The organism is Cupriavidus necator (genome assembly GCF_013141915.1).
GTDB classification, from domain to species: Bacteria; Pseudomonadota; Gammaproteobacteria; order Burkholderiales; family Burkholderiaceae; genus Cupriavidus; species Cupriavidus necator_B.
This window is the reverse complement of the sequence record NZ_SROX01000020.1, coordinates 118,093-132,076: the sequence shown is the minus strand read 5'-3', so window position 1 is coordinate 132,076 and position 13,984 is coordinate 118,093. Positions and strand designations below refer to the sequence as shown.

Here is a 13,984-nt window from a genome sequence, read left to right as displayed (position 1 = left end):
GCTTGCGAGCCATCGCCCATTCCATAAACTGACAGGAGTTTCCCCATGACCCGCCCCTCGCTGCGCGCCGTGCTGGCCATTGCCACCGCCGCCTCGGCCGCCCTGCTGGCGCTGTCCGGCTGCCAGGCGCAGCCCAAGGCCTCGGCGCCGCCGCCGGGCAGCATCAGCGACGACCGGTCGCTCGGCGACATCATGGTCCACTTCAAGCCGCCCGCGGTAGACCTGTCCGAAGATGCCGGCAAGCTGCTGGCCGAGATCAAGGGCCCGATCCGCTATGTGGTCAAGCGGCCGATGTCGGGCGGAGTCTGGCTGGTCACGGCGATCTCGCCGTCGGCGGACGCCACCCTCGACCAGGCCGTCGACACGCTGCGCGCCACGCCGCGCATCGAGACCGCCGAACCGGACCGGCTGCTCAAGCCCAGCCGCAATATTCCCGCCAGCCGCGATATGCCGGCGCGCTAGGACGGGACTGAATCTGTACGGAATGCCGCATTAACGAACGCAGACGATCCCGAAGCCGGCCTTGCACAACCCGCCGGGATCGTATTCGCTACATAAGATGCCCACGCGCCGGCCCAGCCAGTGCGCGCTACGCCCCAGGGAGGAGAAATCCATGCCGCAATCCGCACTGCCCGTGTTCTGCCGCAACTTCGCGGCCCGCCGCTGGCGGGCCCTCGCCCTGGCCGCCGCGGCTGCCTGCGGCGCGGTCCCGACCAGCGCGGCACTCGCCGCCGGTGCGCAGCCCGCACCCGCCTATACCGGCCACATCATCGTGCGCTGGGCCGACGGCGCCACCGCGGTCGATGGCAACGGCGCCGGCAAGAGCCCGGCCGCAGCCGAAGCCCTCAAGCAATTGAGCGAACGCACCGGCATCGCCGTCACGGCACGCCGGGCCATGGGCGGCAACCTGCAACTACTGCAAATCCCCGACGCCTTTGCCGCCGACCCCGAAGCCGCGGCGGCGCGGCTGCGCCAGGATCCGCGCGTGGCCGATGCCGTGCCCGACCGCTGGCTGCGGCTGCACGACACCCTGCCCGACGACCCCGAATTCCAGGTCAACCAGCCGTACCTGAAGGGCACCGGCACCGTTGTGGGCGGCGTTAACCTGCCGCGCGCGTGGGACCGCACCCGCGGCAGCAGCGGCTTGGTGGTCGCGGTGGTGGACACCGGCATCCTGCCGCACCCCGACCTGGCGGGACGGCTGCTGCCCGGCTATGACTTCATCAGCACCGCCACGGTCTCCAACGATGGCGACGGCCGCGACGGCGATCCGACCGACGCTGGCGACAACCTGCCCGCCGACTTCACCTGCCCCGGCAGCACCACGCCCATTACCGAGCCGACCAACAACAGCTGGCATGGCACGCGCGTGGCCGGCGTGCTGGGGGCGCAGACCAACAACGCGCGCGACATCGCGGGCGTCGACTGGAATGCGCGCATCCTGCCGGTGCGGGTCTCGGGACGCTGCGGGGCCCTGCTGTCCGACACCGTCGACGGCATGCGCTGGGCCGGCGGCCTGCCGGTGCCGAACGTGCCGGACAACCCCACGCCGGCGCGCGTGGTCAATATCAGCCTGGGCGGCGGCACTTGCAGCAGCATTGAGCAACAGGCGGTCAACGACCTGAATGCGCGCGGCGTGGTGGTGGTGGCAGCGGCCGGCAACAACCGCGGCGCGGTCGAAGCGCCGGCCGACTGCAGCGGCGTGATCGCGGTCACCGCGCACGCCAACGACGGCGAGAACGCCAGCTATGCCAATGTCGGACCGCAGGTCGCGATCAGCGCGCCGGGCGGGGGCTGCGGCAACTCGCAGGTGGTGGATGGGCGCTGCACGGTCACGCCGTCGGTAATCCGCACGCTGAGCAACGACGGCAAGACCTCGCTCGGCAACTACGTGGTGACGTCGTCGGCCGGGACCAGCTTCGCCGCGCCAATGGTTTCGGGCGTGGTGTCGATGATGTTCACGCTCAATGGCGCGCTGACGCCGGCGCAGGTCACGGCGGCGCTGAAGAGCTCGGCGCGTCCGCATCCGTCCGGCACGTTCTGCACGACCAATCCGGGCGTGTGCGGCGCAGGCCTGCTCGATGCCGACGGTGCGCTGGTGGCGGCGCTGGCGACGCCGCCGGCGGAGGCCGCGCCGGCGCCGGCCCCGAGCAGCGGTGGCGGCGGTGGCGCGGTGCCCCTCTGGACCGCGATGCTGCTCGCGCTGTCCGGCCTGCTCGGCTTCGCGCTGCGGCGCCGCTTCTAGCAGCGCGCCGGGCGGCTCAGGCGGCGGTGCCGTTGCTGCGCGCCGGCCGCCGGGCCAACCACCATTCCTGCAAGACCCAGCACAGCAGGCCGGCCACGGCGCCGGCCGCGTGCGCCGCCCGCACCACGCCAAAGCCCCAGGCCGGATCGAATACCACCGGCGCCAGCCACGACTGTTCCACCCAGACCTTGGCCAGCACGCCCAGGCACAACAGCACCCCCGTGGCGCGCGCCAGTCCCGGCGCGCGCAGCAACCCCAGGGAGCCCCACAAGGCCAGCCCGTGCAGCGCGCCCGAGAGCCCGCCGTACCAGGCAATCGCCGGCACGCGCAGCAGCACCACCTGCACCGCGATGCCGCACGTCACCAGCACCAGCAACAGGCTGCGCACCCGCGCCACGCGCGCGCAGATCGCCAGCACGCCGGTGGCGGCGAGCATGTCGGCCAGCCAGTGATGGCCGTCCAGGTGCACCCACATCGCCGTGGCCAGGCGCCACCACTGCCCGTCCACGCGCACCGCGTCGCGCAGGTACAGGCCGTGCGCGTGCCACGCGGGGATGAAGGTAAAGGCCGCGGACAGACCCCACACCAGCACGATCGCCGCCAGCAGTCCCGGCCACGTAGCGCCGGCCGCTGCCGGCTGGCCTGCTGCCTCAGTCCTCACCGAACACGGCGCGCCACAGCGTGCGTACCGATGCGGTCTGCGCGGCCATCGCTGCCGGCGCCACGCGCGCATGGGCCTGGCCATCGAGGCGCAGCTGGTGCTGGCGCGCGCGGAACAGGCGGTAGGCGTCGCCCACCGCCAGCGCCAGCTTGGCATCGATCAGGCCCAGCTCGCCGGCTTCGCGCAGCAGCGCGATATTGCCTGCGTTGCGCGTCAGCTGCGGGTGGGCGCGGCTGTGCAGCAGTACCAGGTACTGCACTGTGAATTCAATGTCGACCATGCCGCCGCGGTCGTGTTTCAGGTCGAACAGGTCGGTCGGATTGGGATGGCCTTCGGCCACCTTGCGGCGCATCTGCGCGATCTCGCCGCGCAGCGCCGCGGCGTCGCGCTGCTGGCACAGCACCTCGGCGCGCAGCGCCTCGAAGCGCTCGCCGATGGCGGCATCGCCCGCGCAGAAGCGCGCGCGCGTCAGCGCCTGGTGTTCCCAGACCCAGGCGGTGTTGTCGCCCTCGCGCAGCTGGTAGCGTCGGAACGCGTCGAAGCTGGTCACCAGCAGGCCGGCCGCGCCATTGGGCCGCAGCCGCGTATCGACGTCGAACAGCGCGCCGGCCGCGGTATGGCTGGTGAGCCAGGTGATCAGGCGGCGCGCATAGGCGGCATAGACCTCGGGCGCGCGCTCGTGTTCGTCGTCGTACAGGAAGATGATGTCCAGATCCGACGCATAGCCCAGCTCCTTCCCGCCCAGCCGGCCATACGCGATCACGGCGAAGCGCGGCACCTCGCGGTGGCGCGTGGCCAGCTGGCGCCAGACCGTCGCCAGCGTCGCCTCCAGCATGGCATCGGCAAGGTCCGACAGGCGGTCGGCCACCTGCTCCACCGTCAGCATGCCCTGCAGGTCCTGCAGCAGCACGCGGAAGGTCTCGACATGGTGTTCGCGCCGCAGGATGTCCATCTGCTGCTCGACCTGGCCCTCGGCGGCGAGCAGGCGTTCGTGCAGGCGCTTGCGAAACGCGGCCCAGTCGGGCGCACCGGCCAGCGCGTCGCTGTCGAGCAGTTCGTCCAGCAGTTGCGGATGGCGCGTCAGGTAGGCCGCGGCCCAGCGCGACGCATGCAGGGTCTGCGCGACGCGGTCCATCGCCTGCGGGTACTCGGACAGCAGCGACAGGTAGGAGGCGCGCCGGCTGATCGCTTCAAGGAAGTCGATGAAGCGTCCGATGGTGCTGTCAGGGTCGTCCTGGCGCGCGGCCAGGTCGAGCGCGCGGTTGACCAGCTGGTCGAAGCGCGCGCGGCTGGATTCGGACAGCGCGCGATAGCGCAGCGACGCAGCGATCGCGCGCAGCCGGTCCAGCAGCGCATTGCAGTCGGTAAAGCCGGCCGCCTGCAGCCGCTGGCACGGCACGGCGCTGTCGGCTTCGCTGTGCGACGGGTCTTGCCGCGGGTTGTCCTGCGCGCGTGCGGCGCTGTCGTCCATGACGAGGTCCGGCCACAGGGCCTCGCATGGGCCGGCGTCCGGGTTGGAGAAGGTGGCTTCGAACTGCTGCGCGACCGGTTCCTGCAGCTCGGCCAGCCGTGCCAGCAATGCCGGCCAGTCGGCACAGCCCATCATCTGCGCGACCGCCAGCTGCTCGTCGGCGGAAGTCGGCAGGTGGTGGGTCTGCGCGTCGTCGCGGTATTGCAGCCGGTGTTCGAGCTGGCGCAGGAAGCGGTAGGCATCGCCCAGCTGCGCGGCCTGGCCGGCGGGCAGCAGGCCGCGTTCGACCGCCACCGCCAGCACCTCGAGCGTCGGCCGGATCCGCAGCGCGGGGTCCTGTCCGCCGCGGATCAGCTGGAACACCTGCGCCATGAATTCGATCTCGCGGATGCCGCCGCGGCCCAGCTTGATATTGAACGAGCGCTGGTTGACACCATGCCCGGGCAGCCCGCCGCTGCGCTTGGCGGCCTCGCTGCGGATCTGTGCATGCAGTGAGCGGATCGCCGCGATCACGCCGTAGTCCAGGTAGCGCCGGAACACGAACGGCGTCGTGAGCCGCGCCAGCAGGCCGGCGGTACGCTGCGCATGGGGCGAGTCCAGCGCGGATACCACGCGCCCCTTGATCCAGGCATAGCGTTCCCACTCGCGGCCCTGCACCACCAGGTATTCCTCGAGCATGCCCAGGCTGCAGGCCAGCGGACCGGCATCGCCATTGGGGCGCAGCCGCATGTCGACGCGGAACACATAGCCGTCGGCGGTCACGTCGGCGAGCAGGTTGATGAGCCGGCGTCCCAGGCGGATGAAGTACTCGTGGTTGGACAGGCTGCGTGGCCCGCCCGCGGTGTCGCCGTCCTCGTCGTAGAGAAAGATCAGGTCGATATCGGACGAGACATTGAGCTCGCGCCCGCCCAGCTTGCCCATGCCCACTACCACCAACTCCTGCACCTCGCCGCTGTGGGCGCCGACGGGGCGGCCGAAGGTGGCGGCGAGATCGTCGCCCAGCACCGCCAGGCCGTGCTGGATCGCCAGTTCGGCCAGGTCGGTCATCGCGCCCGTGACCTCGCCCAGCGTGGCCAGGCCGCGCAGGTCGCGCTCGATCACGGCGCACATGACCTCGGCGCGCAGACGGCGCAGCGCGCGCTTGGCGGCGTCTTCGGCGTCGGCCGAGGGCGCGTGCAGCGCCTGCAGCCGCGCTGCCATCCAGGCGCGCGTGAGCGGCTGCGCCACCGCGGCCGCGAGGATTTCCGGCAGGTCCGGTCGGGCCTGCAGCACGCGCCGCGCGTAGTGCGAGTACGCGGCCGAGTACAATACGTCGCCGCCTGCCTGGGCGCCCTCGCCATGCGGCTGCAGTGCCTGCGCCGCGGTGACGGCAAAGGCGCCGGCAGCCATGGTGCCGGGGCCCTGCCCCGGTGCGACGGACGCCGCATGGGCGGGTTCCGGTGTGGCGCGCGCGCCATGTTGGTCGGCAGCGTCGCCAGCGGCGGAACTCGTCGGATCAGAGGCAGTCATTCCAGTATTTGAAATGCGAGAAAAGGTGCGGCCAGGGGTACCCCGGGGCTGCGCCCCGCTGCTCGCGCTGCGGGCGCGCCATCGCCATCCGCGGTGCGCGCAGCTTGCGCGTTCTTGTTTCAGCCGGCCGGGCACCAGATTGGAGAGCGGCTAGTATTGTCGGATAATCTGCGCATGTCCAGCCGCGCCCCACAACCCGCTGACGGTTCTCCCCCCAATGGCGGCGCGGGCGGGCACGAGGCCGCCACCACACTGCCCACGCTGCCTGCCGCGCGGCCCGGCAGCTCCCCTGCCATTGAAACCCCAGACGCCTCGCGCCAGGCCTCCGGCTGGACCCGCGCCCGGGCGCTGGCCCGCGCCGGTGCCCGGACCGCCGCCGCGGCCGTGCGCCATCCGTTCTGGCGCAGCCTGGGGCGCGCCCTGCTGCGTCTGGCATTGGTGCTGGCCATGCTGGCGCTGGCGGCGGGCCTGCTGATCCGCTTTGTACTGTGGCCGCAGGCATCCGCCGCGCGCGAGTGGCTGGAACAGCGCGGCGCGCAGGCGCTCTCGGCCCAGGTCAGGATCGCTTCGCTCGATACGTATTGGGACGGCTGGCATCCCGCCTTCCGCGCCCGCGGCCTGAGCGCGGTGGACGCCCAGCAGCGCGTGCTGCTGTCGGCCGCCACGCTGGACGGGAAGCTGGCGTGGCGTTCGCTGGTCAGCATGAACCTGCAGTTTGTCAGCCTGAGCGCCAGCGGCACCGACATCCTGGTGCGCCGCACCCCCGAAGGCCGGCTGCTGGTCGGCGGCATGGTGGTCGATGCCACCGGCGGCCAGCAGGACGACGACCGCTTCCTGGGCTGGCTGATGTCGCAGGGACGCGTGGCGCTGTCCGACGGCAAGCTGCGCTGGCTCGACGAGAAGGCGGGCCTGCCCCGGCTCGACATCGGCGAAATCCGCCTCGACACCCGCCGCGACGGCGCACGCCACACCTTCCATCTCGAAGCGCGCTCGCCGGCACTGGGCCCGCGCCCGCTGGAGGTGCGCTCCACCTTCCGCGACGACTACCTGCACAGCGCCGGCAACTGGCGCCACTGGACCGGCCAGGCCACCTGGGACCTCAGCCAGTTGCAGCTGCCGGTGCTGCAGCGCTACCTGGCGATGTTCGAGCGGGTCGCCAGCGGTACCTTCAGCACCGACGGCAGTATTGAATTCCGCCAGGGGCGCATCGTGCGCAGCCAGACCCGGCTGCGTGCCAGCGGGGTCGACCTGCAACTGGCCGGCGCCGCGGCGCCGCTGCGGCTGGCCAATGCACAGGCCCTGCTGCTGCACCGGACCGAACGCGACGGCAGCAACCTGCTGACCGTCGACACGCTGCTGTGGCAGCCGCTGCAGGCCCAACAGCCCGCGGTGCCCGACCACAGCAATGCAGCCGCCGTGGCCGACGGCAGCTGGCGTGAAGGCATGCGCAAGGTCGCCATCGGCTGGGCCAGGGCCAGGGACGGCACGCTGAACCAGTTTTCGCTGAAGGCGCCCTCGCTGGACCTGAACACGGTGCGTGCCCTGGCCACCTCGATGCCGCTGGACACCGCGGTGCTGCGCCGGCTGCGCGCGCTGCAGCCGGCCGGCCACCTTGACAACCTCAACCTCAACTGGACCCGCGCGCGCGCCGGCATGCTCGAGCGCGGCGGCGGCAAGCCGCACTACAGCATCCAGGGCACGCTGCGCGATGTCTCCGTCAACGGCCAGCCGGCCGTGCCCGCGCTGGACGCCGCCGGCCACCCGCGCCTGGGCACGCCGGGCTTCTCGCACCTGTCCGGCACCTTCGCCTTCGACGACCAGCAGGGCACCGCGCGCTTCGAGGGCAACGACGCGGCACTGGTGCTGCCGGGGCTGTTCGAAGACCCGCGCCTGCCGTTCGACCAGATCGGCGGCGAGCTGCGCTGGCAGCACCGCGACGGCAAGCTCGCGGTGACGCTGGACAGCGTGCGCTTTGCCAATGCCGACGCAGCCGGCTCGGTGCGCGGCAGCTGGCGCGAAGGCGGCGATGGTGTCTCGGGCATTGCCGACCTGGCCGGCGAGATGACCCGCGCCAAAGTGGCGCGCGTGCCGCGCTACCTGCCGCTGAGCATTCCCGCCGGCACCCGCCACTACCTGGCCGGCGCGCTCGCGGGCGGCGAAGCCGCCGGGGTCAGCTTCGTGTTGCGCGGCGACCTGGCCCACTTCCCGTTCCAGGCGCCGCACGAGAAGGCCGGCGAGTTCCGCGTCGAGGTGCCGATCGAACACGTCAGCTACCAGATCGCCCCGCATGACTCCCCCCAAGCCCCGCACGAGCCGGCTCCCGGCACCGCGGGCGGCGCATCGCCATGGCCGGTGTTCACCGACATCGCCGGACGCGTGGTGTTCGACCGCGGCGGCATGACCTTCCTGGCGCGCCGGGCCACGGTGCAGGACATTGCCGGCGTCACGCTGCAGGATGTCAGCGGCCGCATCGACGACCTGAGCCCGCGCGGCAAGCTGGCCATCGACGGCAGCGCCGCGGGCCCGGTGCAAGGCTTCGTGCGCTACATCAACGCCTCGCCGGTGCGCGAATGGACGGGGCACGTGGCCGACGCGGCCAAGGCCAGCGGCCACGGCGAACTGAAGCTCAGCCTCGAGATGCCGCTGGAGCACGCCGACGCGGCCCGGGTCGATGGCCGCTTCCGCTTTCCCGGCAACGATGTCGTGCTCAGCCCGCAACTGCCGGCGCTGGGCAATGCCAACGGCGTCATCACCTTCAACGAGCATGGCTTCGGGCTGGAGAACCTGCGCGCCCGCTTGCTTGGCGGCGAAGTGCGCCTGGGCGGCGGCACGCAGCCGGACGGCACCACGCGCGTGAGTGCCAGCGGCCAGGCCTCGGGCGCCGGGCTGCGCGAGGCCGCGGCGGGCACGGCGCTGGCGCCCCTGGCAGCCCGGATGGAAGGCAGCACCGGCTACAGCGCGGTGGTCGCCGTGCGCGAGCGCCAGGTGCAGGTCCAGCTGAACACTGAGCTCAACGGCATGGCACTGCAACTGCCGGCGCCGCTGGCCAAGGCCGCCGCACCGGCACTGCCGCTGCGCGTGGAGCTGCGTCCGGCCGCGCATGCGGCCAATGCCGCCGGCGCTGCCCGTGCCGGCACCGACGAGCTCGCGGTGCAGCTGGGCAATGTGCTCAATGCACGCTACCTGCTGCGCCGCGACAGCGGCAGCAACGGCTTCGAAGTGCTGGCGGGCGGCATCGGCGTGCAGCAGGCGGCGCCACTGCCGGCTGCCGGCGTCAGCGCCGCGGCCACCTTCGACCAGCTCGATATCGATGCCTGGCGCGCGGCCTTCGCCGGTGGCAACGCCGGCAGCGGCAGCAGCGCCGTTGCCGGCGCCGGCGAGCCGCCCTCGCCGTTCCTGCCGAGCCGCATCGCGCTGCGCGCGCGCGCGCTGCACGGCATGGGCCGCACGCTGGACGAAGTCTCGCTCGATGCCAGCCGCGAAGCCGACGGCTGGAACGCTCGGGTCGACTCGCGCCAGATTGCCGGCGCGGTGCAGTGGCGCCCGGGCGGGCCGTCGGCCGCCGGTTCGCTGCGGCTGCGCCTGGCGCGCCTGAACGTGCCCGATGCCAACGACGAGCACAACGTGGTCGATGCCCTGGCCAGCAGCATCGACACCTTGCCCGCGATCGACCTGGTCGCCGACCAGTTCATGCTGCGCGGCCACGACTTCGGCAAGCTCGAGGTCAACGCGCATACGGACCTCGGCGCTGGCGGCGCCGATCCGGTCTGGACCCTGGACAAGTTGCAGATCGAACAGCCCGGCGCCACCCTGACCGGCAACGGCAGCTGGCGCGTGCCGCGCCGCCTGCGCGCCGACGCCAGCGCCGAGCGCCGCACGCTGCTGTCCTTCGCCATCGATGTGCGCGATGCCGGCGCCACGCTGGACCGGCTCGGGCTGCCGCATACGCTCAGCGACGGCAAGGGCAAGCTCGAGGGCCGCGTGGCATGGCGCGGCTCGCCGCTGTCGATCGACTACCCGACGCTGACCGGCAAGCTGTCGCTGGACCTGGAGAATGGCCAGATCCTCAGCGTCGAGCCCGGCGCGGCGCGCCTGCTGGGCGTGCTCAGCCTGCAGGGCCTGCTGCGCTTTGCCACGCTGGACTTCCGCACGCTGTCGGGGCGCGGGCTGCTGTTCGACCGCATCGCCGGCAGCGGCACCATCGAGAACGGGGTCGGCACGATCCAGGACTTCCAGCTGCGCAGCCCGCAGATCATTGCCAGCATGAGGGGCAGCGCCAACCTGCTGCGCGAGACCCAGGACCTGCACGTGGCAGTGGTGCCGCGCATCAATGCCACCACCACCTCGATCGCCGCGGCCTTCATCAACCCGGCGCTGGGCATCGGCACGCTCGCGGCGCAACTGCTGTTCGCCGACGAGTTCTCCAAGATGTTCACCCAGCACTACCGGATCTCGGGCAGCTGGGCCAACCCACAGGTCGGCAAAGTGGAGGACAATAAGGCGCAAGGCCCGACCTTCCAGAACCGCGCGGACCCGGCCTTCCCGCGCTAGAAGAAGATGCCGCCCCCATGACCCCAGCCAGCCCTGCCCCGTTCCGCGTTGCCGCGGTCCAGACCGTGACCGGCACCTCGCTCGACGCCAACCTGGCACGCGCCGAAGCGCGCATTGCCGAGGCCGCCGCCGGCGGTGCCGAACTGGTGCTGCTGCCCGAGTACTTCTGCATGATGGGCCGCGCCGAATCCGACAAGGTTGCCGTGCGCGAGCACGATGGCGACGGCCCGGTGCAGCAGTTCCTGGCCGACGCGGCGCGCCGCCATGGCATCTGGCTGGTCGGCGGCACGCTGCCGATGTGGTGCGACGACCCGCAGCGCGTGTACAACACCTCGCTCGCCTTCAACCCGCGCGGCGAGCGCGTGGCGCGCTACGACAAGATCCACCTGTTCGGCTTCACCCGCGGCACCGAAAGCTACGACGAGTCGCGCACCATCCTGGCCGGGCGCACCCCCGTCAGCTTCGATGCGCCATGCGGCCGCGTGGCGATGTCGGTGTGCTACGACCTGCGCTTTCCCGAGCTGTACCGCGGCCTTGCCGCCGATGGCGGCACCAGCCTGATCCTGATGCCGGCCGCCTTCACCTACACCACCGGGCAGGCCCACTGGGAAATCCTGCTGCGCGCCCGCGCCATCGAGAACCAGTGCTATGTGCTGGCGGCGGCGCAGGGCGGCAAGCACGAGAACGGCCGGCGCACCTGGGGCCATTCGATGCTGGTGGACCCGTGGGGCGAAGTGCTGGCGATGCTGCCGGAGGGCGAAGGCGTGGTCGGCGGCGTGATCGACCCGGCGCGGCTCGAGGAAGTCCGGCAGAACCTGCCGGCACTGCGGCACCGGGTGCTGTAGCATGTACGCAAGCGCGGGGGCTCATGGCAGCCCTCGCCCACAGGATAGTTTGGCGCGCCGGCCCCCCGGCGCGTCCCAAGGAAGAAAGGACCTCTCATGAACGCCGGCGATCTCGGAATCCGCAACCTGGCCACCGCGCAGCAACTGCTGCTGGCGCCGTACGGCCTGGACGAAGCCAGGCTCCAGCGCGTGCTGGCCGATATCTTCACGCACAAGGTCGACTACGCCGACCTGTATTTCCAGTACACCCGCAACGAGGCCTGGAGCCTCGAAGAAGGCATCGTCAAGTCAGGCAGCTTCAGCATCGACCAGGGCGTGGGCGTGCGCGCGGTCTCCGGCGACCGCACCGCCTTTGCCTATTCGGATGACATCAGCCTGGCGGCGCTGTCGCAGGCGGCCGCGGCCACGCGTACCATCGGCCGTGCCGGCAGCGGCCGGGTCAAGGTGGCCGGCGAGCTGGCCACGCACGCGGGGCGCAACCTGTATGCGCCCAACGACCCGCTCGATTCGATGAGCGCGGCCGAGAAGGTGGCGCTGCTGGAGCGCATCGAACGCATGGCGCGCGCCAAGGACCCGCGCGTGGTCCAAGTCATGGCAGGCCTGGCCGGCGAGTACGACGTGGTGCTGGTGGCGCGCAGCGACGGCGTGATCGCCGCCGACGTGCGCCCGCTGGTGCGGGTCTCGGTCACGGTGATCGCCGAACAGGGCGGGCGCCGCGAGATCGGCTCGTCCGGCGGTGGCGGCCGCTATGCCTACGGCTATTTCACCGACGACCTGCTGCAGCAATACGTCGATGAAGCCGTGTCGTCGGCGCTGGTCAACCTGGATGCGCGCCCGGCCCCGGCCGGCGCGATGACCGTGGTGCTGGGCCCGGGCTGGCCTGGCGTGCTGCTGCACGAGGCGGTCGGCCACGGGCTGGAAGGCGACTTCAACCGCAAGGGCTCGTCGGCGTTTGCCGGCCGCATGGGCGAACGCGTCGCGGCAAAGGGCGTCACCGTGGTCGACGACGGCACGCTGGCCAACCGCCGCGGCTCGCTCAACCTGGACGATGAAGGCAACCCGACGCAGTGCACCACGCTGATCGAGGATGGCATCCTGCGCGGCTATATCCAGGACACGCTCAACGCGCGCCTGATGAAGATGCCGGTCACCGGCAACGCGCGGCGCGAAAGCTATGCCGCGCTGCCGATGCCGCGCATGACCAACACCTACATGCTCAACGGCGACAAGGACCCGCAGGAGATCATCGCCAGCGTCAAGCGCGGCCTGTATGCGGTCAATTTTGGCGGCGGCCAGGTAGACATCACCAACGGCAGGTTCGTGTTCTCGGCCAGTGAGGCCTACATGATCGAGGATGGCAAGATCAGCTATCCGGTCAAGGGCGCGACGCTGGTCGGCAACGGCCCGGAATCGCTCAAGGACGTGACCATGATCGGCAACGATATGCGCCTCGACTCGGGCGTCGGCGTGTGCGGCAAGGAAGGCCAGAGCGTGCCGGTGGGCGTGGGGCAGCCGACGCTGCGCATTGAAAACATGACGGTGGGCGGGACTGCCTGAGCGGCCTCGCGATAACGAAGACGGGATCCCGCGGGATCCCGTTTTTCATTGGATGGTCTGTGCCTTACGGCCGCACTTCATACACCAGGTTGAATGGCGTCTGCGCGGCGCGGCGGAAGCTGTGGAACCCGGCCTGTTCGGCCACCCCGCGCATGCGTGCCTCGCCTGCCTGCGCGCCCAGGCACAGGCCGACTTCCTGCGAGCGCGACGCCGGCGTGCAGATGAAGGTGGACGCGGAATAGAACACCCGGCCGACCGGGTTCAGGTTCTGCTCCAGCGCATCGTTGGCAAAGGGCTCGACGATCATCCAAGCGCCGTCGGCGCGCAGCGTCTCGCGCACGTGGCGTGCCGCTCCGACCGGGTCGCCCATGTCGTGCAGGCAATCGAACACCGCCACCAGGTCATAGTCCTTGCCGCCATAGTCCTTCGCGCTGGCCACCTCGAATCGCACGCGCTCGGCCACGCCGGCGCGGCGCGCGGCCTCGGCGGCATGGCGCACCGACGGCTCGTGGTAGTCGAAGCCGACAAAGCGCGACCCTGGAAACGCCTGCGCCATGATGATGGTCGACGCGCCATGGCCGCAGCCCACGTCGGCCACCATGGCCCCCGCCTTTAGCCGCGCCGCCATGCCGTCCAGCGCCGGGATCCATTCCGACACCAGGTGCGCCGCATAGCCGGGCCGGAAGAAGCGCTCAGTGCCATGGAACAGCGCGGGATCGTGCTCGTGCCAGCCCAGCCCGCGGCCATTGCGGAAGATGTCGATCATCTTCGGAATCGCGCGGAACTGCGCCACGGCTATCTGGAACGCGCCCGGGATAAAGGCCGGACTGCCTTCCTGCGCCAGCGCATAGGCCTGCTCTTCGTTCAGGCTGAACTGGCCCGAGCTCGCGTCGTAGTCGACGTAGCCGCTGGCGGCCTGCGCCGACAGCCATTCGCGCAGGTAGCGCTCATCGGTATGGGTCTTGGCCGCCAGCATGGCGACGGTCATCGGTTTTTCCGCCAGGGCCTTGTACAGGCCGAGTTCATCGCCGACGACCACGGTCGCGGCATGCATCACCGCGCCGATATCGCCGACGAATTTTTCCATAAAGGCATTCAGCCTCGCCTCATCGACGCTCATGATGCACCTCCCCGTGCCACGGCTC

At 71.1% G+C, this 13,984-nt stretch carries 8 protein-coding genes; 5 read left to right on the top strand and 3 right to left on the bottom strand.

Annotated features, from left to right (window positions below; all coding sequences use genetic code 11):
* Positions 1-45 precede the first annotated feature (45 nt).
* Both E5S69_RS27425 and mprA read left to right on the top strand, forming a co-directional pair.
* Complete coding sequence (locus E5S69_RS27425) at positions 46-462, top strand: hypothetical protein (RefSeq protein WP_171517602.1); 417 nt, start codon at positions 46-48, stop codon at positions 460-462.
* Between the two features lie 151 nt (positions 463-613).
* On the top strand, positions 614-2,245 hold the full coding sequence (mprA, locus tag E5S69_RS27420) for an MprA protease, GlyGly-CTERM protein-sorting domain-containing form (protein WP_171517601.1): 1,632 nt from the start codon (positions 614-616) through the stop codon (positions 2,243-2,245).
* Positions 2,246-2,261: 16 nt separating this feature from the next.
* Here the strand turns inward: mprA and rrtA are convergent, their stop codons facing one another.
* Both rrtA and glnE read right to left on the bottom strand, forming a co-directional pair.
* Complete coding sequence (rrtA, locus tag E5S69_RS27415) at positions 2,262-2,906, bottom strand: rhombosortase (protein ID WP_171517600.1); 645 nt, start codon at positions 2,904-2,906, stop codon at positions 2,262-2,264.
* Positions 2,896-5,886: a bifunctional [glutamate--ammonia ligase]-adenylyl-L-tyrosine phosphorylase/[glutamate--ammonia-ligase] adenylyltransferase gene (glnE, locus tag E5S69_RS27410; protein WP_171517599.1), complete on the bottom strand. Its 2,991-nt coding sequence runs from the start codon at positions 5,884-5,886 to the stop codon at positions 2,896-2,898. The genes rrtA and glnE overlap by 11 nt, the downstream gene beginning before the upstream one ends.
* Positions 5,887-6,060: 174 nt before the next feature.
* Between glnE and E5S69_RS27405 the strand changes: the two genes are divergently transcribed.
* From E5S69_RS27405 to tldD, 3 genes are all read left to right on the top strand, one after another.
* Positions 6,061-10,437 carry a YhdP family protein gene (locus E5S69_RS27405; RefSeq protein ID WP_171517598.1) on the top strand — a complete coding sequence of 1,459 codons (4,377 nt, stop codon included), beginning with the start codon at positions 6,061-6,063 and terminating at the stop codon, positions 10,435-10,437.
* Between the two features lie 17 nt (positions 10,438-10,454).
* Positions 10,455-11,282: a carbon-nitrogen hydrolase family protein gene (locus E5S69_RS27400; protein WP_171517597.1), complete on the top strand. Its 828-nt coding sequence runs from the start codon at positions 10,455-10,457 to the stop codon at positions 11,280-11,282.
* Positions 11,283-11,378: 96 nt separating this feature from the next.
* Positions 11,379-12,839 (top strand): metalloprotease TldD, encoded by a 1,461-nt coding sequence (gene tldD / locus E5S69_RS27395; protein WP_171517596.1) that lies wholly within the window; start codon positions 11,379-11,381, stop codon positions 12,837-12,839.
* A gap of 64 nt (positions 12,840-12,903) precedes the next feature.
* Here the strand turns inward: tldD and E5S69_RS27390 are convergent, their stop codons facing one another.
* Positions 12,904-13,959 (bottom strand): class I SAM-dependent methyltransferase, encoded by a 1,056-nt coding sequence (locus E5S69_RS27390; protein ID WP_171517595.1) that lies wholly within the window; start codon positions 13,957-13,959, stop codon positions 12,904-12,906.
* Positions 13,960-13,984: the final 25 nt, after the last annotated feature.